The sequence below is a fragment of the Flavobacterium agrisoli genome (genome assembly GCF_016522065.1).
In the GTDB taxonomy this organism is placed as follows: domain Bacteria; phylum Bacteroidota; class Bacteroidia; order Flavobacteriales; family Flavobacteriaceae; genus Flavobacterium; species Flavobacterium agrisoli.
Genome location: NZ_JAEHFV010000006.1, coordinates 68,269 through 90,990, shown reverse-complemented (window position 1 = coordinate 90,990; position 22,722 = coordinate 68,269). Strand labels below are relative to the sequence as shown.

The window sequence follows — 22,722 nt, the reverse complement described above, 5'->3', positions numbered from 1 at the left end:
TAGAAAAAAAATCCCGAGACAGTCTTGCTTCGGGATTTTTGATTTATGCTGTGGTTAAAGAATGAAGAAGCCCTTCAATTTCGGGGACACTCGGCACATCGGATTCGTCTAAGATGGCAGCCGAATGGTATATTTGTTTCCCTAAAACATTTTGAATTGGTTTGATAGTATCAGCACGAATACCGCCTCCCGCAATGATTTGAATTCTGTCTTGAGCTTGTTCAACCAATTGCTCTAAAACAGGAAGTCCTGCTAAGGCCGTTTCGGCTTTTCCCGAAGTTAAAACCGATTTAAATCCCAATTCTATCAGCGTTTCCAAACCTTCTTTTACGTCTGGCACGCTATCAAAGGCTCGGTGAAACGTACAAGGCAACGGATAAGCAAGTTGAATTAATCTTGAATTTCGCATTTTATCGATTGTACCATCGGGATATAAATTTCCGAAAACAAATCCGTCGATTCCCAATTTTTTAAAAATGCTAATTTGTTGTTCCATCAATTCAAATTCGTCATCAGTATACACAAAATCGCCACCTCTTGGCCGAATCATGACAAATAATTTAGCTGTAGTAATATTTCGTGCGGCTTCAATTAATTTTACATCAGGAGTAATTCCGCCTAGTTCCCTATTATCGCACAATTCTATCCGGTGAACGCCACATCTTTGTGCAAGTGCAACCGAATACAATCCAAAACAAGCAATTTCCAATTGGCTATAATCCATTTACATTTATTTTGTATTTTAAACTCAAAATACAAAAAAAACGTATCTGAAACAGTATACGTTTTCTTAAAATTTTTATGTTATTACCATTTGATAATAGCACTAGCCCATGTAAATCCACTTCCAAAAGCGGCTAAAACTACGGTATCGCCTTCTTTAATTTTGCCTTGTTCCCAGGCTTCGGTTAAGGCAATCGGAATAGAAGCTGCTGTGGTGTTTCCGTACTTTTGAATGTTATTATAGACTTGGTCGTCTGTTAATTTGAATTTATTTTGAATAAATTGCGAAATACGCAAGTTGGCTTGATGCGGAATGAGCATATCAATATCCGAAACCGTCAAATTATTGGCTTCTAAGCCCTCATTAATTACTTCTGCAAAACGAACAACCGCATTTTTAAATACAAACTGCCCATTCATATATGGAAAATAACTTTCATCATTTGGGTCGTTGTCAGCAATAATATCAGTTACCCAACGTGCACCCATACCCGGAGCTTGCAAAGCCAATTCTTCGGCATGTTGCCCTTCTGAATGCAAATGAGTAGATAAAATTCCTTTTGAAGTATCTTCCTCTCGACTTAAAATAGCGGCTCCGGCACCATCGCCAAAAATAACCGATACACTTCGGCCTCTAGTGGTCATATCCAAACCGGTTGAATGCACCTCGGAACCAATTACCAAAATATTTTTATACATTCCGGTTTTAATATATTGATCGGCTACCGAAATAGCGTACACAAAACCCGAGCATTGGTTACGTACATCCAAAGCACCTACCGTTCGTAAACCCAAATCCCGTTGCACCAAAACACCTGGACCTGGAAAATAATATTCCGGGCTCAGCGTGGCAAAAACAACAAAATCAATATCCTCTTTGGCTATACCCGAGCGTTCGATTGCAATTTTGGCCGCTTTAACCCCCATTGTGGTAGTCGTATCCTCTCCTCTCACAATATGCCTGCGTTCTTGGATTCCGGTTCGTTCCTGAATCCAAGCATCGTTGGTGTCCATAATTTTAGACAAATCATCATTGGTAACCACGTTGGAAGGAACATAATACCCTAATCCTGCTATTTTTGAACGATACATATTCTTCTTTTTTGTTAAAAATTGGAATGCAAATTTACTTATCTTTTAAAAATCAAGTATACAATTTAGTGTTTTTTTCGATACTTCAATTTTTAATGTTATTTTTTATGAATTAGAAATATTTCAAATAGGATATTTCAAGAATTCGAATTTCATAAAAAACAAGCCTCAAAACGGCTGTTAAAATTAATATTTCGCACTACTTTTTACTTTTTATTGCATTATTTTAGTCGAATAAACTTCTAAACAAAATTTCCCCTATGAAAGTAAAAGTCGCGTTTTACCTTTTGCTAACCACTTGTTTAACAGGTTATGCACAAGAAAATTTAACCTACCAAAAACCTCCAGCTTCTATTTTAGCTTTAGCCGATTACGAAAGAGCGCCTGCCGTTACAATGGATTCGAAAAAAGAATACATGCTTTTGTCGTATCGAAATACCTATAAAACATTAGACGATTTAAGCCAAGACGAATTGCGATTAGCAGGCTTGCGAATTAATCCGAATACCAACATTTCGACGACGGTAACGTATTACAACAACATCAAGTTGCGAAAAATAAAAGATTTACAAGAAGTACAAGTCAGCTCGCTGCCAGTAAATCCTAAAATTGCTTACCTAACATGGTCGCCCGATGAAACAAAAATTGCCTTTACCAACACAACGCCAACTGGTGTAGAACTATGGGTCGTGGATGTAGCTTCGGCCAAAGCAACTAAACTCAGTACCCCAACGGTTAATGCCAATTTGGGCAATCCTATTAACTGGTTTAACGACAACAAATCAATTTTGGTTACGTTGTTGCCAAAAAATAAAACAGCCTTATTAGATAGTAAAAAAGATTTGCCAACCGGACCTATTGTTTCCAATTCTGATGGTGCCAAATCGCAAAACAGAACCTATCCCGATTTATTAAAAAATAAAATTGACGAATCTAATTTTGAAAGTTCGGCCACTTCCGAATTATACAAAATTGACTTGAACGGAGCCGCTACTTTATTTAAAGAAGCAGATTTATATACCGATGAAAGCTTTTCGCCCGATGGTAAGTATATTTTGCTTACCACCATTCAAAAACCATTTTCTTACATTGTGCCTTTGTACCGTTTTCCGCAAACCTCAACCGTTTACGATGCTAACGGAAATAAGATAAAAACGGTGAACGAAGTTCCTTTAAACGAAATTATGCCAAAAGGTTTTTCATCGGTAAGAAAAGGAAAACGAAGTATGAATTGGAGAGCCGATCAACCGGCAACGCTTTATTTTGTTGAAGCTTTAGATGAAGGCGATCAATCAAAAAAAGCCGATTTTAGAGATGAATTATTCATTTGGAAAGCGCCTTTTGATACCGCGCCTACATCAATCACCAAATTGCAACAACGTTATGCTGGCATTATTTGGGGAGATGAAACCAACTCCATCGTTTTTGATTCATGGTACGATACTCGAAATACCAAAACCTATTTAATCAATCCTTCTAAACCTAGCGCAACACCCAAAATTATTTCAGATAGAAATTCGCAAGATGTGTATGCTGATCCTGGAAATTTTGAAACCAAAAAAAATCAATTCAATCGTAAATCATTGGCTATCGAAAACAACAAAGCCTTTTTAATTGGTGATGGTCTTACTAAAAAAGGGCAATTTCCTTTTATTGATGAACTGGATTTGAATAGTTTAAAAACCAAGCGTCTTTATACCTCTACTTTAACCGATAAAAAAGAAGATTTACTCTCAATTGAGGATTTTAAAAAAGGAGACGTTTTAGTCTCGATTCAATCTAAAAATGATTATCCTAATTATTATTTCCGAAACATCAAACAAAAAAACAAACTAACTCCTATAACCCATTTTGCTAATCCGTTTGAAAGCATTAAAAATGTATCTAAAGAAGTTATCAAATACAAGCGAAAAGATGGCGTTGAATTATCGGGAACACTTTATTTACCAGTTGGTTATGATAAATCCAAAAAAGAAAAATTGCCTTTGCTAATTTGGGCTTACCCTACCGAATACAAAGACAAAAATTCGGCGGGACAAGTAACTTCTAATCCAAATGAATTTACTTACCCGAGTTACGGTTCATTTATTTATTGGGTTACGAAAGGGTATGTTGTGTTAGACGATGCTGCGTTTCCCATTATTGGCGAAGGAAAAACGGAACCAAACGATACTTTTATACAACAATTGGTCGCTAATGCCGAAGCAGCTATTGATGCAGTAGATACATTAGGTTATATTGACAGAAAAAAAGTTGCTGTGGGCGGACACTCGTATGGTGCTTTTATGACTGCCAATTTATTGACACATTCCAATCTTTTTGCTTGCGGAATTGCCCGAAGTGGTGCTTACAACCGAACGTTAACTCCTTTCGGATTTCAACGTGAACAACGTAATTATTGGGAAGTACCTCAAATTTACAACGAGATGTCGCCTTTTATGAATGCCGACAAAATGAAAACGCCTTTACTTTTGGTACATGGAGAAGCCGATAACAATCCCGGAACGTTTACGCTTCAAACAGAACGTTATTTTCAAGCCTTAAATGGTTTGGGCGCACCGGTAAGAATGGTGATTTTACCTAAAGAAAGTCACGGTTATGCTGCCAAAGAAAACATTTTGCATTTGCTTTGGGAAGAAGACCAATTTTTAGAAAAACATTTGAAAAATTAATTTTAAATAAGCCCGAATCAACATATGGTTCGGGCTTACTTTTTATAGGAGCGATAACCTCACATCGGTATTATGTTCTATTTCAAAAGGACAATCAAAAAACAATGGTTTTTTTTGATAAGCAGCCACAATTAAATAATGACTTCCTTTAAACAAACATTGTTTTACCGTTACAGCCAATTTTCCTTCTAAATCCAATTGCAATTGATGTGGATAAACTAATATGGCAGCATCGGTATCTTTTTCTTCCAAATCAAATAAATCCGAATGCAACAATTCGTTTACCTCTCCAAACAAAGAAGCTACATATTTGGTTTGTGGATTATGATAAATTTCTTTTGAATCACCTTGTCGCACAATTTCGCCCTTTTGCATCACAATGGTTTCATCCGAAAAAGACAAAGCATCGGTACTATCGTGCGTAGCGATAATACAAGTGATTCCTTTATGTTTTAAATAGCGGAATAAATTGCGTCTAAGTGCATTTTTTCTAAAAGCGTCAATTTGGCTAAAGGGTTCATCTAATAAAAGTAAATCGGGTTCCAAGGCTAAAACACGAGCTAACGCAACTCGTTGTTGCTGGCCACCGCTCAAATATTTGGCTTTTACTTGGGCAAATTCGGTCATTTCTACCATTGCCAACAATTCATCTACACGCTCTTTTTTTTGTTCTGGATAAATATTCGATAAATACTTGCCTACATTTTCTTCTACGGTAATGTATGGCATCAAATCAAAATCCTGAGCCAAATATTTCATGTTTTCTACCCCCGGAATCAAATTATGACTTGGACCTAGCACTTCGGCATCATTATAAAAAATTTGTCCCGAATCTAAATTATAAAGTCCGTAAATTAATTTTAAAAGCGTGCTTTTCCCGCAACCGCTTTCGCCGATGATGGCTACATTTTGTCCTTTTTGAACAGAAAAATTCAGTCCTTTAATTACTGCTTTTTCGATGTAAGTAAAGGTTATATTTTGCGCTACTAACATAGTTTAATTTTGAGGTGCAAAAGTACAATCTTAATTATATTTTACCACTTAATGATGTACTAAAAAAAAGAAAATGCACGGCACTATTTGTTACTTATAGAACTAAAAAAAAAGCTGCTTCCGCAATGGAAACAGCTTTTGTTACATACAATATAACATGTTATTGTCCCGCCTCAGTTTTGGCATCTTGTACCATTTTATCATTTGCCGTAATAGCAAATTCAACACGACGGTTTTGACTTCTACCTTCTGGTGTATCGTTTGTTGCAATTGGATCGGCAATACCCAATCCTTGCGTTTTAAATCGGCTTGAAACCAATCCTTTAGAAGCTAAATAGGCTTTCACCGATTCGGCTCTTTTTTGAGACAAAGTCAAATTATATTCTGGTTTTCCTGTATTATCGGTGTAACCAAAAATTTGAATATCAGTATCGCTGTACTCTTGAAAAACAGGCACTAACTTATCTAAGTTTGCTTTTGCTTGCGCTGTCAAACTCGATTTGTTAGTATCAAAACGAACCGCGTCTTCGTTTAAGGTTAAATGAATCCCTTCGCCTACTCTTTCAACATCAGCTCCTGGCAATGCTTGGTCAATTTCACGGGCTTGTTTGTCCATTTTATTTCCAATCAAAGCACCTGTACCTCCTCCAACTGCAGCACCAATGGCAGCACCCAAAGCAGCATTACCACCTTTACCAATATTATTTCCTAAAATTCCTCCAAGAACAGCACCTGCTGCCACTCCAATTCCAGCACCTTTTTGGGTATTGTTGGCATTTTTAACCGAATCACAACTCGTGAATAATCCTGCCATTACTAATAAAGCGCTTAACCCGTATAGTTTTATTTTTTTCATCTTTTAAATCTGTTTTAATAATTAGTTGCTTCTTTGAAATTGGTAGGTAACACTTTTGGTTTGTCCGCCTACATTAATTTGATCAATCAATTGAAATGAATTTTCGGTTTGATTGGCAACTGTTAATAAATACCCACTTTTTACATTTTTAGATTTTTCGCCTTCGTTTAAAATCTTCAACACAAAAAGACCTTGGTTGTTAATACTCCACACAATTGGCGATTGAAAAGAGGTACAACCCGCAGCATTCAAACTCATGTTTCCTTTGTTATTGTTGGAAATAAAACTCCAAGTACTTCCAATAAAACATTTTGAATCGGCAATATCAAAAGAATTTACTTTGATATAATCAGACCCCGGATAACTTACATCGGTTAAAATCCAGTTTCCTTTAATGGCTACTTGCGAAGACTTATCTAACTTGGTAGACAACGTATCCGAATCTGCCGCTGTTGCCGAAGATTTGCAAGCAAAGAACGACAAAGCTACTACGCATATTAAAATAATTTTTTTCATCGATTGGTTTTTTTAAAATTAATTCTCTTACAAAGATACAATCCAAAATTATTTTCAAATGTCTAAAATTTTAATTTTTTCTTTCAAAATTTACACTCCGACATTTTGTCACTCCTAATTGGTTTGGTATCAGATTTGAATACAAGAAATCCGATTACAACATACATTAAATTAAAATTTAAAAAATATGGCAACAGGTAAAATTAATGTTTCAGTAGAAAACATCTTTCCTTTAATTAAGAAGTTTTTATACAGCGACCACGAAATTTTCTTGCGTGAATTGGTATCGAACGGAACCGACGCTACATTAAAACTCAAACACCTAATTAGCATTGGAGAAGCTAAAGTTGAATATGGTAATCCTATTATTGAAGTTAAGGTAGACAAAGAAGGAAAAAAAATCCATATCATCGACCAAGGTTTAGGAATGACAGCCGATGAGGTAGAAAAATACATTAACCAAGTCGCTTTTTCGGGCGCTGAAGAATTTTTAGACAAATACAAAGATTCGGCCAAAGACTCTGGAATTATTGGTCACTTTGGACTAGGATTTTACTCGGCATTTATGGTAGCCGAAAAAGTAGAAATCATTACTAAATCATACAAAGAAGAACCGGCTGCTCATTGGACTTGCGACGGAAGTCCAGAATTTACGCTTGTTCCAGCTGACAAAACTACACGCGGAACCGAAATCATCTTGCACATTGCCGAAGATTCATTAGAATTTTTGGATGATTCTAAAATTGGTGGTTTATTAAACAAATACAATAAGTTTATGCCAATTCCGATTAAATTCGGAACCAAAACAGAAACGCTTCCAAAACCAGAAGATGCGCCAGAAGATTACGTAAACGAAACTATCGAAGTTGATAACATCATCAACAATCCTAATCCGGCATGGACCAAACAACCTTCTGAATTAACGGATGAAGATTATAAAAACTTCTACAGAGAATTGTACCCAATGCAATTTGAAGAGCCGTTGTTCAATATTCACTTAAATGTAGATTATCCGTTTAATCTAACCGGAATTTTGTATTTCCCAAAATTAGGTACGGATATGCAAATTCAACGCGATAAAATTCAATTGTACCAAAATCAGGTTTTTGTTACCGATAATGTTGAAGGAATTGTGCCTGAATTCTTAACGATGTTAAAAGGAGTTATCGATTCACCAGACATTCCGTTAAACGTGTCGCGTTCTGGTTTACAAGCCGATGGTGCGGTGAAGAAAATCTCAAATTATATCACGCGTAAAGTGGCCGATAAATTAAAAGCATTGTTCAACGAGAACCGTGCTGACTTTGAAGCCAAATGGAATGATATTAAAATTGTTTTGGAATACGGAATGTTATCGGAAGATAAATTCTACGAAAAAGCAGGTGCTTTTGTATTGTACCCAACGGTAGACGATACTTATTTTACTTTAGCTGAATTAAAAGAGAAAGTAAAAGAAAATCAGACTAATAAAGACGGTAAAATTGTCATTTTATACGCTGGAAACAAAGAAGCGCAACATGCTTATATTGAAACAGCTAAAGAAAAAGGATACGAAGTATTGTTATTAGATTCGCCAATTATTTCGCATTTAATTCAAAAATTAGAAAGTGACAATAGCGACTTAACTTTTGTACGTGTGGATTCGGATCATATTGACAATTTGATTAAAAAAGAAGACAAAGCAATTTCTAAATTATCTGAAGAAGAAAAAACAAGCTTAAAAACGTCTTTAGAATCGTATATTCCAAAAACCTATACGGTACAATTGGAAGCTTTAGATAGCAAAGCCGCTCCTTTTATCATTACGCAACCTGAGTTTATGCGAAGAATGAAAGAAATGAGTCAAACTGGCGGTGGCGGAATGTTCGGAATGGGCAATATGCCAGAAATGTACAACTTGGTAGTAAATACCAACTCTGATTTGGCAAACAACATTTTGAACACCGAAGACAAAACACATCAAGAACACTTGGTAAAACAAGCGCTTGATTTGGCTAAATTGTCTCAAAACTTATTAAAAGGAGAAGCCTTGACAGCTTTTGTTAAACGTAGTTTTGAAATGATTAAATAAGCTTTTTATAAAAAAATAAATTTATCCAAACCCTCTCTGAGTTCCATATTCAGAGGGGGTTTTATAATTTAAATTACAAATTTACGTTACATTAAAGTGCTGTTAGAATTCTTCTTACACGATTTTTGATAACATTTTATATATTTGAAGCACCCTTAAATCAATTATAAACTAAAAAAAACCAACATGAACAAAACCAAAATTTCTTTCCTGTTAGCTACTGTCGTTATGAGCTTCTTTTTTTCTTGCAGCAGCGACGAATCTACTCCAACTGTAGCAGAACCGTCAGCAATAATGGCGGCTATGACCATTGATGCTGCTAACAACTTCGATTTGCAAACCGGTATCGAAGTAAGCACGAATAACAGCACCACCAAAAAATCTACTGCCGAAACCTGCGCTACGATTTCTGTTGAAAACACGACAACCGCCTACCCTAAAACTTTTATAGTTGATTTTGGAACAGGTTGCACAGTCAATCAAATTACCCGAAAAGGAAAACTAAAAATTACCATTACGGCGCCGGTTATCGATACGGGTGCCAAAATGACGATTGAACGTGTAGACTATTCCATTAACAATTTAAAGTTAGAAGGAAGCATCGAATATACGAACACAACAACCGATGCCAAAGTACCACAATGGACACGCAAAGTGACAAATGGGAAATTCACCAATGGCAACGGCAATCTTTTTCTGAATTCGGGTTCGTATACGGTAAAACAAACCGCTGGAGTTGACACACCGTACCTATTAACAGACAATGTTTACGAAATGACGGAAGGAAAACATGTTGTGACCGATCATAATGGAAACAACGTAACGTTAACTGTAAAAATCCCATTAATTAAAAAATACAGCTGCGCCTTTATTTCGCAAGGCCAACTTCAAATTGAAAGTGGTTTATTTAATGGTACCGTGAATTATGGGAATAACGATTGCGACAGCGATTACACTTTTACACTCAACAATGGTTTTGTGTTTAATTTAAAAATGTAACCTAAATACAATAGAATTTTCAAAAATCCCGTTAATTTTTTAATGGGATTTTTTTTTAGAATTAAACCTTTTATAAAAAATAAAATCTAACAATTAAGTGGTTATTAAAATCGAGGTTATTATGAATCAGAATACGCTTTGGTCACTCCGATTGGGATTTTCGAATAAAGAAGCCCAAAAAATAGATAAAATGGGTTTTAAATCTTTTTTATCGAAATCTTTTGCTGTCAAAAATTCGGATACTATTCCTGATTTTTTAAAAACTTCGCCCAAAACCAAAGCCGATTTTGCCGAAAAAAGAACTTTTTTAAAAACCGCAACTGCAGAAGAGAAAAAAGAAATTCAAAAAGAATCCATCCATGTCTTATTCGAAATGAAAAATTGGTGGATTGAAAAAATGATGACAGCCGAATTTCCGCTGCAAGAAAAAATGACATTGTTTTTACACAATCATTATGTGGCCACTTACCAAAAAGTGAAAGCCAACTATTGGATTTACCAGCACAATCAAGTAATTCGTAAAAATGCTTTCGGCAATTTTAAAACCTTAACCAAAGAAATTTTAAAAACCAATGCCATGGTTCGGTATTTAGACAATACTGATAATCGAAAAGGAAAAATCAACGAAAACTTGAGTCGTGAATTGCTTGAATTATTCACTTTAGGAATTGGAAATTATACCGAAAACGACATTCAGAACGGGGCAAAAGCCTTAGCTGGATTGGGAATTGGCGATGAAAAGGCCGAATACAATCCGCGCTTCCAAGATCGTTCTAGCATTACTTATTTTGGAAAAAAAGGCGTTTTCGATTCGGATGCCATTGTCGATATTATTTTCGAACAAAAAAGCAGTCCGTATTTAATGACTCGCAAAATTTTAAAATGGTTTTTATATGACTATCCTTCCGAAGATTTAGTGCAGTATTATGGCGATTATTTTAGAAAAGTCGACTTTGAATTTCAACCTTTATTGAAGAAAATTTTTACCGAAGAATTTGAAAAAAACACAGCGGGCACTAAAATTAAAAACCCAATCGAATTTAGTTTGCAACTTGTAAATGAACTCGAATTACATCCGCAAAATCTCACCCCGATTACGCAATTTATAAAATCGCAAAGCATGGATTTGTTTAACCAACCGAATGTTAAAGGTTGGGAAGGCGGAAAATCGTGGTTAACAACTCAAATTTATTTGCAACGAAACCTTATGGCCGATAGACTGTGCAATGGAAATTTGAACCCGAAAACGGACAAAAAGAACAAAAAATACAATGTCGCGCCAAAATTAGAATGGCAAAAAGGAACCAATTTGACCATTATAAAAGAACTTAGTCAGCGCTTATTATTTGAAGTAAATCCAGAAAATCAAAAAGATTTTGAATCTATCTTGAAATATGATTTTGACCCCGAAGCACCGAATGCTAATCAAGCAGTTGTGCGTTTGTTTAATGAAATGATAAAACAACCCGAATTTCAATTAATTTAACCTAAAAAACGAGTTATGAATAGGAGAAATTTTTTATCGCTAACCGGAACTTTAACCGGAGGCGCTTTGCTCGTTCCTGATTTCTTGTTCTCTTTTGGAAAACAAAAAAACATCATAACGGGTGAACAATGTTTGGTTTTTGTACAATTAAACGGAGGAAATGATGGACTTAACACGTTTATTCCGTACCAAGATCCGTTGTATTATGAAATGCGTCCCAAAATTGCAATTAGTAAAAACGATGTTATTTCGGGCAATAAAAATATGGCTTTTCATCCGGCTTTGAGCGGTTTTGCAGAGATGCAGCAAAATGGTGATTTAACCGTTTTACAAAATGTAGGCTATCCAGAACCGAATCGTTCGCATTTTCGAAGTCAAGAAATTTGGCAAACAGCCTCCAATTCCAATCAATATTTAAACGAAGGTTGGTTGGGTCGTTATTTGGATTTGCAGTGTAAAGAACATACCCCAACGGCTGGAATTAACTTAGATAATATTGATAATTTATCACTTAAAGGAGAAGTTCCAAATTCGATTACTATTAAAGATCCGGCTAAATTTAAAATAAAAAATTCACAAGAAGAAAACAACAGTTTATCCAAAAACCCTGAGCTGGATTTTGTTCGAAAATTAGCCAATTCGGCGGTAGAAGGTTCTGAACAAATTCAAAAAGCACTCGCAGCATCTAAAACCGAAAATTCATATCCCACTACCGATTTGGGCAAAAACTTAGAATGGATTAGCCGTTTAATTAAAGGTAATTTAAACTCAAAAGTATATTACACTTCTTTAAATGGTTTTGATACCCACGACAACCAATTGCCGCTTCATAAAAACAAATTAACCGATCTTAATAATGCCTTATCGGCTTTTTATAAAGATTTAAAAAATGCCAATTTGCTTCAAAATACAACAATTGTCGTTTTTTCTGAATTTGGACGACGTGTGAAAGACAATGGCAACGGAACCGATCATGGCACAGCAGCGCCCGTATTTGTAATTGGAGGAAATAACACAGGTGATGTGATTGGTGATAATCCAAATTTAAGCGATTTAGAACACGGGGATTTGAAACATCAAATTGATTTTAGAAGTGTGTACGCCACCTTGCTCGAAAAGAAATTGAATTTTAAAGCCGATGCCATCGGAATTACAAATCCAATCATTCAAAACCTTTTCTAAAACCTCTTTTAAAAGAGTATCTTTGGGGCTAATTTTAATAAATGAAAGATTCTACTGTTTTAAAAGGAGTTATTTTGGTTGCCATTGGAGCTAGCAGCTATGGCATGTTGGCAACCTTTGTAAAAATGGCTTATGAGGAAGGATATACAACTGCCGAAGTTACTTCATCTCAATTTATATACGGAATTTTAGGTTTATTACTTATTACTCTTTTTCAGAAAACAAAAACAAAAACAAATATTGTAAATCCTTCTAGAAAAAACATTTGGTCTTTAATGCTAGCTGGAACCTCTACAGGACTTACAAGTGTTTTTTATTATTTGGCCGTACGTTATATTCCTGTTTCAATCGGGATAGTTTTGCTTATGCAAACGGTTTGGATGGGCGTTTTACTCGAATATTTTTTGGATAAAAAAAAGCCTTCTTTACAAAAAACGCTAGCCGTACTACTAGTTTTAACAGGAACTGTTTTGGCTACTAATATATTTCAAAACCAGACCCAACTGGATTGGCGCGGATTAGTTTGGGGTATATTAGCCGCAGCTTCGTTTACCACCACCATGTTTACCGCTAACCGAATTGCTACCCATGTTTCGTCGGCACAACGCAGTTTGTTTATGCTTTTAGGTGGAGCCATTATTGTGTTTTCTTTTGCGGTAATGACACAAAACACGCCTTTTAATTTGGAAATTTTTTATAAATGGGGTATTATTTTGGCTTTATTTGGTACTATCATTCCCCCCATGTTAATGAATGCCGGTTTTCCGCTTACCGGAATTGGTTTAGGCAGTATTGTTTCCGCATTAGAATTACCTGTTTCGGTACTAATGGCCTACCTTTTATTACACGAGCAAGTCCTTTTTATACAATGGATTGGAATACTTATCATTATTACCGCTATAATTTTAATGAACCTCCAATTTAAAAAAAGCAACTAATTGTTTAAAAACTGTTCAAAAAAATCTTACACAACTTACTTCTCTTTTCTTTTTTTCAATAAATTCGTACTAAATACTTTTTAAAAAGTGGTTTACTAAAAGTTGTTGTGCATTATTTGATAATATTTATTTCCTGATTCCATTTTAAAACTATTTGATTATCAGGAAAAAACCACAACATTTCTTAATAACTCATTTTCAAATTGTATCAATCAAATCGCTATTGCATTTGCTTTATAAATATGAATAAGGCATTCAATATACCTTTAATTAATAACCCTAATTTTAAACTATTTATTATGAAAAAATTATTTGCAGAATTTTTCGGAACCTATTGGCTGGTTTTTGGAGGTTGTGGTAGTGCCCTTTTTGCTGCTGGAATTCCCGATTTAGGAATAGGCTTTGCCGGAGTTGCGTTGGCGTTCGGTTTAACGGTTTTGACCATGGCGTATGCTGTTGGTCATATTTCTGGCGGGCATTTTAATCCAGCGGTTTCTTTTGGTTTATGGGCTGGCGGACGTTTTTCTGCCAAAGAATTAATTCCGTACATCGTTGCACAGTGTATTGGTGCTATTGCTGCTGCCGGAACTTTGTACACCATTGCTGCCGGAAAAGCGGGTTTTGCCATCGACAATACGCAAGCAGGCGCTTTTGCTTCCAACGGATTTGGCGCTTTTTCTCCCGACGGATATTCTTTACAAGCCTGTTTTATTGCCGAATTTGTACTTACTTTATTTTTTCTATTGGTTATTTTAGGTGCAACGGATAAATTTGCCAACGGAAAATTTGCCGGAATTGCAATTGGTTTAGCGTTAACTTTAATCCATTTAATTAGTATTCCAATTACCAACACTTCTGTAAATCCTGCACGTTCTTTATCACAAGCTCTTTTTGTAGGTGGCGAACCTTTGGGACAAGTTTGGCTGTTTTGGGTGGCACCAATATTAGGAGCAATTGCAGCTGGTTTTATTTATAAATTACTTTTGCAAAACCATAACGAAGTATAACTATTCATTTATTTAAAATATACGAAACAAGGAGTCTCAAAACCTCCTTGTTTTTTTTTGTAAAAAATTGAATTTTAGCAATATTTACAACCTCTTATTATTAATTTTTATAAAAAAACATCTAAAAAATAACAAGCTAAAATAAGCATTCAAAAACCTTAAAAAAAAATTGCTGAATCTGTGAAATAATTATTTTTTTTATTAATATTGATATGAAATTTGAAAATCAATCTATAAATCATTAATACCTATTTGAATTAATTTTCACGAGATGAAAAAGAGTAGCCGCAAAGAATTGAATTGGGAAGAAACAGAGAAGCTTGTTACGTTTGCCCTTGAAGAAAGAAATCCGTTCGAAATTATAAAAAAAGAATTTGGATTATCTGAAAAAGAAGTTCTAGAGATAATGAAAAAGAAAATGCCAGCTGAAAAATTCGAGATGTGGAAAAAAAAGGCTCAAGCAACTAAACCAAAACCAAAACCAATCAAAGTAGATGATTTTGATGAAGACTTGGATGGTAAATATTACATTAAAAACAAATTTGACTAATAGCTTAAAAAAGAAAGTCGCCTGGAATAGCTAGGCGACTTTCTTTTTTAAATTCGAATTCCAGGAGGTAACAGCTCTTTATAACTCGGATTTTTTTTAAAAAACTGCACAATACGAGGATAAATGGGCACTACTCGCAAACGTTGCTCAGTGGCATTTTCCAAAATTGCTTTAATTAAACTATCAATGAATTCTTCATTTTCAAATTGATCGGGCAAATTAATTTTAGTTAAAAAAATCTTTCGCTCCTGAAAAGAATATTCAACCGTAATCAAACCTTCTGGTACATTGGTTTCAAATTGTCGGGCGAATGAATTGTCTTTAATTGCTGCAATGGTAATTGGCTCCATGATTGTTTTTGTTTTTGTATGAGGTATCACAATTTTAATTTTCCTTAATCCATACGTACTTCGTGGTAAAATACGTTGTTTAAAAAAAGAATTGCTTTTAAGAGGGTACAAAGTTAATCATTTGAAAATCAACAACAAACCATTTTAACAAGTCGTTTTAGATATTATTTTCAAAATTGACGCTGTCAAGTACCTAAAATTTGAATTTAAATTTTCATAAAACCTAAAAATTCCGTTATTTTTATCCTTAATTGATGTAGTAAAACGCCAAACATGAACAAAATTCACGTTTATTTTATGCCGGGATTAGCCGCTGGCAGTTCGATATTCGAAAACATACATTTACCCGAAGACTTTGAAACTCATTTATTAGAATGGGAGATTCCGTTACAAAACGAGTCATTATCGAACTATGCCAAAAGAATGTCTCAAAACATTACCCAAGACAACCCGGTTTTGATTGGAGTATCGTTTGGGGGTATTTTAGTTCAGGAAATAGCTAAACATATCAAAACACAAAAAGTAATCATAATTTCGAGTGTAAAATGCAACAAAGAATTTCCGTTACGCATGCGTTTTGCCAAAACAACTAAACTATATAAACTGCTTCCAGTTCATTTGTTAACTAATTTGGAAAGGCTTTCGCAATTTACTCTAGGCGAAAAAACCAATAAACGATTGGATTTGTATCAAAAATACCTATCGGTTCGTGACTACAACTATTTAAAATGGGCAATTGAACAAGTGATTGTTTGGAACCAATCGGAAGCCAATAAAAATGTAATACACATTCACGGTGACCAAGATGCTGTTTTTCCTATCAAATACATTTCGGATTGTATAATCGTCAAAGGCGGAACACATATTATGATTTTAAATAAATTCAAATGGCTTAATAAACATTTACCAGAATTGATTCGTTCTTAATTTCGTTAATTACGTGCCACAGGTATTTTAGAAGTACTGTTTTTTAAAACACCGGTATTGATCATGGAGTTAAATTTAAGATAACTGTTGGCGGTAGCATCCTCCAAAGTAACACCCGACATCATTGGATTGGATATTCGATTAATTGTGACTACTTTTTGTTGCGAATCAATAAAATAAGAAGTGGGAAAGCCTAAAGTGTTTTTCAATCTTTTAACCAAATCAAAGTTTTCGCGATAGCGTGTATCGGTATAGCAAATTTGAATTTTTTTATGAAACAAGCGCGAGGTTTTTTCTAAATCATCTTTAGTTCCCCAGAAGAAAATCATAATTTGTAAATCATCATCATGCTCTTCGGCAAGTCGGTTAATAGCCGGAATATCACCTTTGTTAATTACACCCCAAGAAGCATAGGTTAAAATAAAAACAGGTTTACCAAGTTTACTCAACGTAATTTTTTTGGAGTTGAGATTTTTTACTGTAAAATCATCAAACTGTGTTCCAATCAATTTATAATTTACTAACGAATCAAATAAGCGCTGCCCTTCTTGAAAATTTTGCTCCAAATAAGCTTTATTACTTGCTTTAATATAGGAACGCATATTGGCTTGTAAGGCATTCGAAAAAGACACAATCGTATCTTGTCCGTAACCCAACCAACCCAATTGCATTACACCTATATAGAGTATTTTTTTTAGCATATCTGACTTTTAGTATAATTAAATTACTAAAAACCAACAGCATACTTCAAAAAACACGTTCAAACGTAAATTTATTTGATGAATGGTATAAAAAAACCATCCGATAAGGGATGGTTTTATAATAGGTATAGGAAATAGAAAAAATTAAATTCGTTTTAATTGATCTTTCATCATCGAAATTTGATCTTTCAACATCCCTTGTTTATCTAATTTTTTTACTTCAGCCAATAAGTTCGTCGCTTCTATCTTTCTTCTTCTAGACATGGCAACGCCAGCCAAGTTTAATTTAGCTACGGCCAAATCCATATCCATAGACAATCCTAATTCAATCGCTTTTTTAAAATGCTTTTCGGCTAAGTTTAAATTGGTTTGCGAATGCATAATGCCGTGCAAATAATTAAAGTAGCCTTGTTGTTTACGAACCAAAGCCGTTTCTGGATTTTTAATTTTAGCCAACCACATCTTAGCGCCTTCAAAGTCTTGTTTTCTTAATTTTAAAAAAGCCAACAAGATAAATTCATTTTTAAAATAAAGAAAAACAGGTATTGCTGCTAGTAACAACAAAAAAATCCCATTGCCAATATTATTTTCTGTAAACTGCCAAATACTCGCTACAACAATGAGTGCAGCCAAAATTAATTTAATATTTTTATGAAACATAATAAGGTATAAATTTATGTTGCAAAGATAGTAAAAGGAATTAAAAATATTTTTATAAAACTACTTGCCAATAAAAAAAGACTTTGTATATTTGCACTCGGTTTTGGAAGAAGGGTATTCTAAAACAAAATTAAAGATAATAGACACCATTTTAAAGATACAAAGCAATGAGCAAAAGAACATTTCAACCATCGAAAAGAAAAAGAAGAAATAAACACGGATTTATGGACAGAATGGCTTCTGCGAATGGAAGAAAAGTTCTTGCCCGTAGAAGAGCTAAAGGTAGACACAAATTGACTGTTTCTTGCGAACCAAGACACAAAAAATAATGTTTCTATAAACATAATTAAGGCGTTACTTTTTTTAGTACCGCCTTTTTTTATATCTTGTCATTAAAAAAACGTTTAATCTGTTAGTTTTAAGAATTCTACAACTAAAAATTAAACCAACTATAACACTCACAATTCAAATAAAATGCCTAAAGACACATCAATTAAATCGGTTTTAATTATAGGTTCAGGACCTATCGTTATCGGACAAGCTTGCGAATTTGACTATGCAGGATCACAATCTGCACGTTCTATTCGCGAAGAGGGTATTGAAGTTATCTTAATCAATTCAAACCCGGCAACAATCATGACCGACCCATCCATGGCGGATCATATTTACTTAAAGCCTTTAACCACAAAATCGATTATTGAAATCCTTAAGGAACACCCACAAATTGATGCTGTTTTACCAACAATGGGAGGTCAAACTGCCTTAAATTTATGTTTAGAAGCCGAGGAAAAAGGAATTTGGAGCGATTTTAACGTGCGCATGATTGGAGTTGACATCAACGCTATCAACATTACCGAAGATCGTGACCAATTTAAAGATTTACTTAAAAGAATAAATGTTCCTACTGCTCCTGCAGAAATTTGTACTTCTTATTTAAGAGGAAAAGAAATTGCACAGGAATTTGGGTTTCCTTTGGTAATTCGTCCTTCGTTCACTTTAGGGGGCACAGGAGCTTCTATAGTATACAAACCAGAAGATTTTGATCGTTTGTTAACTCAAGGTTTAGAAGCATCACCAATTCACGAAGTTTTGATTGACAAAGCTTTGATGGGCTGGAAAGAATACGAATTAGAGCTTTTAAGAGATAAAAATGATAACGTGGTAATCATCTGTTCTATCGAAAACATGGACCCGATGGGAATTCATACTGGAGATTCTATCACAGTAGCTCCAGCCATGACGTTATCCGACAGAACCTTCCAAAAATTACGCGACTACGCTATTTTGATGATGCGCAGTATCGGTAATTTCGCAGGAGGATGTAACGTGCAATTTGCGGTTTCGCCTGACGAAAAAGAAGATATTGTGGCAATTGAAATCAACCCACGTGTATCTCGTTCATCAGCATTGGCCTCAAAAGCAACTGGCTATCCAATTGCAAAAATCGCTTCTAAATTAGCTTTAGGATACAACCTAGACGAATTATCAAACCAAATTACCAAATCAACTTCTGCCTTATTCGAGCCAACTCTTGATTATGTTATTGTAAAAATTCCTCGTTGGAATTTCGATAAATTCGAAGGTTCCGACCGTACTTTAGGACTTCAAATGAAATCGGTTGGAGAAGTTATGGGAATTGGACGTTCGTTCCAAGAAGCGCTTCACAAAGCCACACAATCTTTAGAAATAAAACGCAATGGTTTAGGTGCCGACGGAAAAGGATACACCAATTACGAGCAAATTATTGAAAAATTAACGTATGCTAGTTGGGATCGTGTATTTGTTATTTACGATGCTATTGCTATGGGAATTCCGTTGAGCAGAATTCACGAAATCACAAAAATTGACATGTGGTTCTTGAAACAATACGAGGAATTGTACATTTTAGAAAAAGAAATTGCCTCTTATAAAATTAGTGATTTACCAAAAGAACTATTACTCGAAGCGAAACAAAAAGGATTTGCCGACAGACAAATTGCCCACATGACAGGATGTTTGGAAAGCGAAGTACATGCTTTACGTACCGAAATGAATATCAACCGTGTGTTTAAATTAGTAGATACTTGTGCGGCTGAGTTTAAAGCAAAAACACCTTACTACTACTCTACTTTTGAAGCTGAAATTGAAACAGCAGATGGAAAACGTTTTGTAGACAACGAAAGTGTTGTTACCGACAAAAAGAAAATTGTAGTATTAGGTTCGGGTCCTAACCGAATTGGCCAAGGAATCGAATTTGATTACTCTTGTGTTCACGGTGTTTTGGCTGCTAAAGAATGTGGCTACGAAACCATCATGATCAACTGTAATCCAGAAACAGTTTCGACTGACTTTGATACTGCAGATAAATTGTACTTTGAACCGGTTTTTTGGGAACACATTTACGATATCATTCAACACGAAAAGCCAGAAGGTGTTATCGTACAATTAGGTGGACAAACGGCGCTAAAATTAGCTGAAAAGCTATCTAAATACGGAATCAAAATTATTGGAACTAGCTTTGATGCTTTAGATTTAGCGGAAGACAGAGGACGTTTCTCAGATTTACTAACAGAATTAGAAATTCCTTTCCCTAAATTCGGAATTGCAGAAAGTGCGGATGAAGCTTCAAAATTAGCTGACTCATTAGATTTCCCATTATTAGTTCGTCCTTCTTATGTATTAGGCGGACAGGGAATGAAAATCGTCATCAACAAACAAGAACTTGAAGAACACGTAATCGATTTATTAAAGTCTATTCCAGGAAATAAATTATTATTAGACCACTATTTAGACGGCGCCATTGAAGCAGAAGCAGATGCAATTTGCGATGCGGATGGAAATGTGTACATCATCGGAATTATGGAACACATTGAGCCTTGTGGAGTTCACTCCGGAGATTCGAATGCTACCCTGCCTCCATTTAATTTGGGTGAATTTGTTATGCAACAAATTAAAGACCACACGCATAAAATTGCAAAAGCATTAAAAACAGTTGGTTTAATCAACATTCAATTTGCCATCAAAAACGATACAGTTTACATTATCGAAGCCAATCCGAGAGCTTCTCGTACCGTTCCTTTTATCGCAAAAGCATACGGTGAACCCTATGTAAATTACGCCACTAAAGTGATGTTAGGTCACAGTAAAGTAACCGATTTTGATTTCAATCCGCAATTAAAAGGATACGCTATCAAACAACCGGTTTTCTCTTTCAGTAAATTCCCGAATGTAAACAAAGCTTTAGGACCCGAGATGAAATCAACAGGCGAAAGCATTTTGTTCATTGAGGATTTGAAAGACGATCAATTTTACGAATTATATTCAAGAAGAAAAATGTATTTAAGCAAATAACAAAGCCTAAATACCTTGATAAAAAAAGCCTTAAAGTTTAAAACTTCAAGGCTTTTCTTTTATTTCAAAAAAAAATCAAACTTCCGTTTCCAATTCTTTGTTGAAGAAAATCGTAAAAACACTACCTTCGTTAACAGTACTTTGCACTTCTACTTGACCTTTCATAGAGTCTATTTGATTTTTGGTGATGTAAAGACCGATTCCCCTTGCTTCCTTGTGTTGATGAAATGTTTTGTACATTCCAAATAACAAATCGCCGTATTTTTCTAAGTCAATACCTAAGCCGTTGTCTTTAATAGTCAAACTCGCAAATCCTTGTTTGGCTTCAGGCTCAAAACAAAACTCAATTTTAGGTTGGCGTTCGGGATGAGCGTATTTAATAGAATTAGAAACAAAATTCAACAAAACACTTTCCAAATATGCCGGATTATACAAAACAAAAGCTTCATCAGGAATTGCATTTACTATTTCTGCATTCAATTCGCAGGTTTTTGTTTTTAAAATCCCCAATGTTTTTTTAACAAACGTATTCAAATGCAATTCTTTAATCTCCAAATGCAATTGATTTTGAATATCAACCACCTGAGTCAAATTACAAATGGTTTCGTTTAAATCATTAGAAACAGTACGCAAATGGGTCAACATTTCTTTATTGCCTTCTAAATCATTTTGCATTTCTATCAAATCCAAAAGCAGTTTTATATTACCTGCTTGTGTGTTGAGATTGTGCGTAACAACATGCGAAAAATTAATCAAGCGACTATTTTGCTCACTATATAATTCCATTGTTTTAATCAAGGCAAGTTCTTTCTCTTTTTGAGCTGAAACATCGGTGTGCGTACCAATAACCCGCATTGGCTTACCATTTTCATCGCGTTCGATAACTTTACCGCGATCTAAAATCCATTTGCATTTTCCGCTAGAAGTTAATACACGGTGGTAATTTTCGTAATAGGGAATTTTATTATCAAAATGCTCGTGAATGTCCGAATAATATTTTTCTAAATCATCGGGATGTACAATTTTATCCCACATTTCGGGATTATCGAAAATATCTGTTGAATCTTGTTCTAATATTTTTAAAGATAGCGAAGAATAAAAGACGTTGTTTTCGACCATATCCCAATCCCAAATTCCAACCGTAGAAGCATCTAGTGCAAATTGAAAGCGCTCTTCTGAAATTTTCAAACGCAACTCTTGGTCTTTAGAATCGGTAATATCCAATATTCTACCATAAAAACTCACCTCACCATTTTCTCCGCGCTCCGGTTTGGAAGTCACTTTTAACCATCGTTTACCTTTTCTTGGCAAATTGGCTCTAAATTCAATTTCCCAAGGTGCAAGTGTTTGTGTGGCTTTTAGTAATGAAGTATAAAAATTCCGACGGTCTAAAGGTGAAATTTTTTTTAAAATAGAAAATCGAGAAGCACTCGAAAATTCAGAAACAGGCATTTCAAACACTTCCTCAGCCGATTTACTGATTAAAGGAAATGAACAACTGTTATCAGAATATATGGTAAACTGAAATATTAAATCTGGAATTTGCTCAAATAATTTTTTATAAAAATTATTGATGGCCTGAACGTCCTCGCTTGCATACAAATCAAAAGCCATATTTAAATGAGGTTATAAAAAAACGAAAACAAATATACTTATATTAAAGTAAATA

20 protein-coding genes are annotated in these 22,722 nt (G+C 34.8%); 11 read left to right on the top strand and 9 right to left on the bottom strand.

Features of this window, described 5'->3' with window-relative positions:
• Window positions 1-43: 43 nt before the first annotated feature.
• Complete coding sequence (locus I5M07_RS13245; protein WP_200106927.1) at window positions 44-724, bottom strand: copper homeostasis protein CutC; 681 nt, start codon at window positions 722-724, stop codon at window positions 44-46.
• Window positions 725-807: 83 nt separating this feature from the next.
• Window positions 808-1,815 (bottom strand): 3-oxoacyl-ACP synthase III family protein, encoded by a 1,008-nt coding sequence (locus I5M07_RS13240; RefSeq protein ID WP_200106926.1) that lies wholly within the window; start codon window positions 1,813-1,815, stop codon window positions 808-810.
• A 260-nt stretch (window positions 1,816-2,075) separates the two neighbouring features.
• On the opposite strand from I5M07_RS13240, the gene I5M07_RS13235 reads away from it, so the two are divergent.
• A complete protein-coding gene (locus tag I5M07_RS13235) occupies window positions 2,076-4,487 on the top strand; it encodes a S9 family peptidase (RefSeq protein WP_200106925.1) in 2,412 nt (803 codons plus the stop codon).
• 42 nt (window positions 4,488-4,529) lie between these two features.
• On the opposite strand, the gene I5M07_RS13230 is transcribed toward I5M07_RS13235, so the two are convergent.
• The 3 genes from I5M07_RS13230 to I5M07_RS13220 all read right to left on the bottom strand — a co-directional run bounded on the left by I5M07_RS13230 (window position 4,530) and on the right by I5M07_RS13220 (window position 6,852).
• Window positions 4,530-5,480 carry an ABC transporter ATP-binding protein gene (locus tag I5M07_RS13230; protein ID WP_200106924.1) on the bottom strand — a complete coding sequence of 317 codons (951 nt, stop codon included), beginning with the start codon at window positions 5,478-5,480 and terminating at the stop codon, window positions 4,530-4,532.
• Window positions 5,481-5,640: 160 nt separating this feature from the next.
• A complete protein-coding gene (locus tag I5M07_RS13225) occupies window positions 5,641-6,336 on the bottom strand; it encodes an OmpA family protein (protein WP_200106923.1) in 696 nt (231 codons plus the stop codon).
• A 21-nt stretch (window positions 6,337-6,357) separates the two neighbouring features.
• Complete coding sequence (locus tag I5M07_RS13220) at window positions 6,358-6,852, bottom strand: lipocalin family protein (RefSeq protein WP_200106922.1); 495 nt, start codon at window positions 6,850-6,852, stop codon at window positions 6,358-6,360.
• Window positions 6,853-7,039: 187 nt separating this feature from the next.
• Between I5M07_RS13220 and htpG the strand changes: the two genes are divergently transcribed.
• The 7 genes from htpG (at window position 7,040) to I5M07_RS13185 (ending at window position 15,085) form a co-directional block, all read left to right on the top strand.
• Window positions 7,040-8,923: a molecular chaperone HtpG gene (gene htpG, locus I5M07_RS13215; protein ID WP_200106921.1), complete on the top strand. Its 1,884-nt coding sequence runs from the start codon at window positions 7,040-7,042 to the stop codon at window positions 8,921-8,923.
• Between the two features lie 186 nt (window positions 8,924-9,109).
• Window positions 9,110-9,922, top strand: coding sequence for a hypothetical protein (locus tag I5M07_RS13210; RefSeq protein ID WP_200106920.1), 813 nt, complete (start codon window positions 9,110-9,112; stop codon window positions 9,920-9,922).
• Window positions 9,923-10,043: 121 nt separating this feature from the next.
• Window positions 10,044-11,408: a DUF1800 domain-containing protein gene (locus I5M07_RS13205; protein ID WP_200106919.1), complete on the top strand. Its 1,365-nt coding sequence runs from the start codon at window positions 10,044-10,046 to the stop codon at window positions 11,406-11,408.
• A gap of 15 nt (window positions 11,409-11,423) precedes the next feature.
• Window positions 11,424-12,590 (top strand): DUF1501 domain-containing protein, encoded by a 1,167-nt coding sequence (locus I5M07_RS13200; RefSeq protein WP_200106918.1) that lies wholly within the window; start codon window positions 11,424-11,426, stop codon window positions 12,588-12,590.
• A gap of 41 nt (window positions 12,591-12,631) precedes the next feature.
• The gene (locus I5M07_RS13195; protein WP_200106917.1) at window positions 12,632-13,528 is read left to right on the top strand and encodes a DMT family transporter; all 897 of its coding nucleotides are present in this window, start codon (window positions 12,632-12,634) and stop codon (window positions 13,526-13,528) included.
• A gap of 299 nt (window positions 13,529-13,827) precedes the next feature.
• Window positions 13,828-14,535: an aquaporin Z gene (aqpZ, locus tag I5M07_RS13190; RefSeq protein ID WP_200106916.1), complete on the top strand. Its 708-nt coding sequence runs from the start codon at window positions 13,828-13,830 to the stop codon at window positions 14,533-14,535.
• Between the two features lie 271 nt (window positions 14,536-14,806).
• Window positions 14,807-15,085 (top strand): DUF2805 domain-containing protein, encoded by a 279-nt coding sequence (locus I5M07_RS13185; protein ID WP_200106915.1) that lies wholly within the window; start codon window positions 14,807-14,809, stop codon window positions 15,083-15,085.
• 47 nt (window positions 15,086-15,132) lie between these two features.
• On the opposite strand, the gene I5M07_RS13180 is transcribed toward I5M07_RS13185, so the two are convergent.
• The gene (locus tag I5M07_RS13180; protein WP_200106914.1) at window positions 15,133-15,435 is read right to left on the bottom strand and encodes a GNAT family N-acetyltransferase; all 303 of its coding nucleotides are present in this window, start codon (window positions 15,433-15,435) and stop codon (window positions 15,133-15,135) included.
• Window positions 15,436-15,708: 273 nt separating this feature from the next.
• On the opposite strand from I5M07_RS13180, the gene I5M07_RS13175 reads away from it, so the two are divergent.
• Window positions 15,709-16,362, top strand: a complete 654-nt coding sequence (locus tag I5M07_RS13175) for an alpha/beta hydrolase (RefSeq protein ID WP_200106913.1) — start codon at window positions 15,709-15,711, stop codon at window positions 16,360-16,362.
• 5 nt (window positions 16,363-16,367) lie between these two features.
• On the opposite strand, the gene I5M07_RS13170 is transcribed toward I5M07_RS13175, so the two are convergent.
• The gene (locus tag I5M07_RS13170) at window positions 16,368-17,063 is read right to left on the bottom strand and encodes a TlpA family protein disulfide reductase (RefSeq protein ID WP_200106912.1); all 696 of its coding nucleotides are present in this window, start codon (window positions 17,061-17,063) and stop codon (window positions 16,368-16,370) included.
• Window positions 17,064-17,207: 144 nt separating this feature from the next.
• Window positions 17,208-17,723, bottom strand: coding sequence for a DUF2892 domain-containing protein (locus I5M07_RS13165; protein WP_200106911.1), 516 nt, complete (start codon window positions 17,721-17,723; stop codon window positions 17,208-17,210).
• A 167-nt stretch (window positions 17,724-17,890) separates the two neighbouring features.
• On the opposite strand from I5M07_RS13165, the gene rpmH reads away from it, so the two are divergent.
• Both rpmH and carB read left to right on the top strand, forming a co-directional pair.
• Window positions 17,891-18,052, top strand: a complete 162-nt coding sequence (gene rpmH / locus I5M07_RS13160; protein ID WP_007136275.1) for a 50S ribosomal protein L34 — start codon at window positions 17,891-17,893, stop codon at window positions 18,050-18,052.
• A gap of 145 nt (window positions 18,053-18,197) precedes the next feature.
• Entirely contained in the window at window positions 18,198-21,053 is a 2,856-nt protein-coding gene (gene carB, locus I5M07_RS13155) for a carbamoyl-phosphate synthase large subunit (RefSeq protein WP_200106910.1), read from the top strand.
• Between the two features lie 75 nt (window positions 21,054-21,128).
• On the opposite strand, the gene I5M07_RS13150 is transcribed toward carB, so the two are convergent.
• Window positions 21,129-22,667: a sensor histidine kinase gene (locus tag I5M07_RS13150; RefSeq protein ID WP_200106909.1), complete on the bottom strand. Its 1,539-nt coding sequence runs from the start codon at window positions 22,665-22,667 to the stop codon at window positions 21,129-21,131.
• Between the last annotated feature and the right edge of the window lie 55 nt (window positions 22,668-22,722).

Bases quoted from the DNA above. Each gene is read 5' to 3' on its own strand.
- I5M07_RS13245 (WP_200106927.1), bottom strand. From the start codon at position 724: ATGGATTATAGCCAATTGGAAATTGCTTGTTTTGGATTGTATTCGGTT.
- I5M07_RS13240 (WP_200106926.1), bottom strand. From the start codon at position 1,815: ATGTATCGTTCAAAAATAGCAGGATTAGGGTATTATGTTCCTTCCAAC.
- I5M07_RS13235 (WP_200106925.1), top strand. From the start codon at position 2,076: ATGAAAGTAAAAGTCGCGTTTTACCTTTTGCTAACCACTTGTTTAACA.
- I5M07_RS13230 (WP_200106924.1), bottom strand. From the start codon at position 5,480: ATGTTAGTAGCGCAAAATATAACCTTTACTTACATCGAAAAAGCAGTA.
- I5M07_RS13225 (WP_200106923.1), bottom strand. From the start codon at position 6,336: ATGAAAAAAATAAAACTATACGGGTTAAGCGCTTTATTAGTAATGGCA.
- I5M07_RS13220 (WP_200106922.1), bottom strand. From the start codon at position 6,852: ATGAAAAAAATTATTTTAATATGCGTAGTAGCTTTGTCGTTCTTTGCT.
- htpG (WP_200106921.1), top strand. From the start codon at position 7,040: ATGGCAACAGGTAAAATTAATGTTTCAGTAGAAAACATCTTTCCTTTA.
- I5M07_RS13210 (WP_200106920.1), top strand. From the start codon at position 9,110: ATGAACAAAACCAAAATTTCTTTCCTGTTAGCTACTGTCGTTATGAGC.
- I5M07_RS13205 (WP_200106919.1), top strand. From the start codon at position 10,044: ATGAATCAGAATACGCTTTGGTCACTCCGATTGGGATTTTCGAATAAA.
- I5M07_RS13200 (WP_200106918.1), top strand. From the start codon at position 11,424: ATGAATAGGAGAAATTTTTTATCGCTAACCGGAACTTTAACCGGAGGC.
- I5M07_RS13195 (WP_200106917.1), top strand. From the start codon at position 12,632: ATGAAAGATTCTACTGTTTTAAAAGGAGTTATTTTGGTTGCCATTGGA.
- aqpZ (WP_200106916.1), top strand. From the start codon at position 13,828: ATGAAAAAATTATTTGCAGAATTTTTCGGAACCTATTGGCTGGTTTTT.
- I5M07_RS13185 (WP_200106915.1), top strand. From the start codon at position 14,807: ATGAAAAAGAGTAGCCGCAAAGAATTGAATTGGGAAGAAACAGAGAAG.
- I5M07_RS13180 (WP_200106914.1), bottom strand. From the start codon at position 15,435: ATGGAGCCAATTACCATTGCAGCAATTAAAGACAATTCATTCGCCCGA.
- I5M07_RS13175 (WP_200106913.1), top strand. From the start codon at position 15,709: ATGAACAAAATTCACGTTTATTTTATGCCGGGATTAGCCGCTGGCAGT.
- I5M07_RS13170 (WP_200106912.1), bottom strand. From the start codon at position 17,063: ATGCTAAAAAAAATACTCTATATAGGTGTAATGCAATTGGGTTGGTTG.
- I5M07_RS13165 (WP_200106911.1), bottom strand. From the start codon at position 17,723: ATGTTTCATAAAAATATTAAATTAATTTTGGCTGCACTCATTGTTGTA.
- rpmH (WP_007136275.1), top strand. From the start codon at position 17,891: ATGAGCAAAAGAACATTTCAACCATCGAAAAGAAAAAGAAGAAATAAA.
- carB (WP_200106910.1), top strand. From the start codon at position 18,198: ATGCCTAAAGACACATCAATTAAATCGGTTTTAATTATAGGTTCAGGA.
- I5M07_RS13150 (WP_200106909.1), bottom strand. From the start codon at position 22,667: ATGGCTTTTGATTTGTATGCAAGCGAGGACGTTCAGGCCATCAATAAT.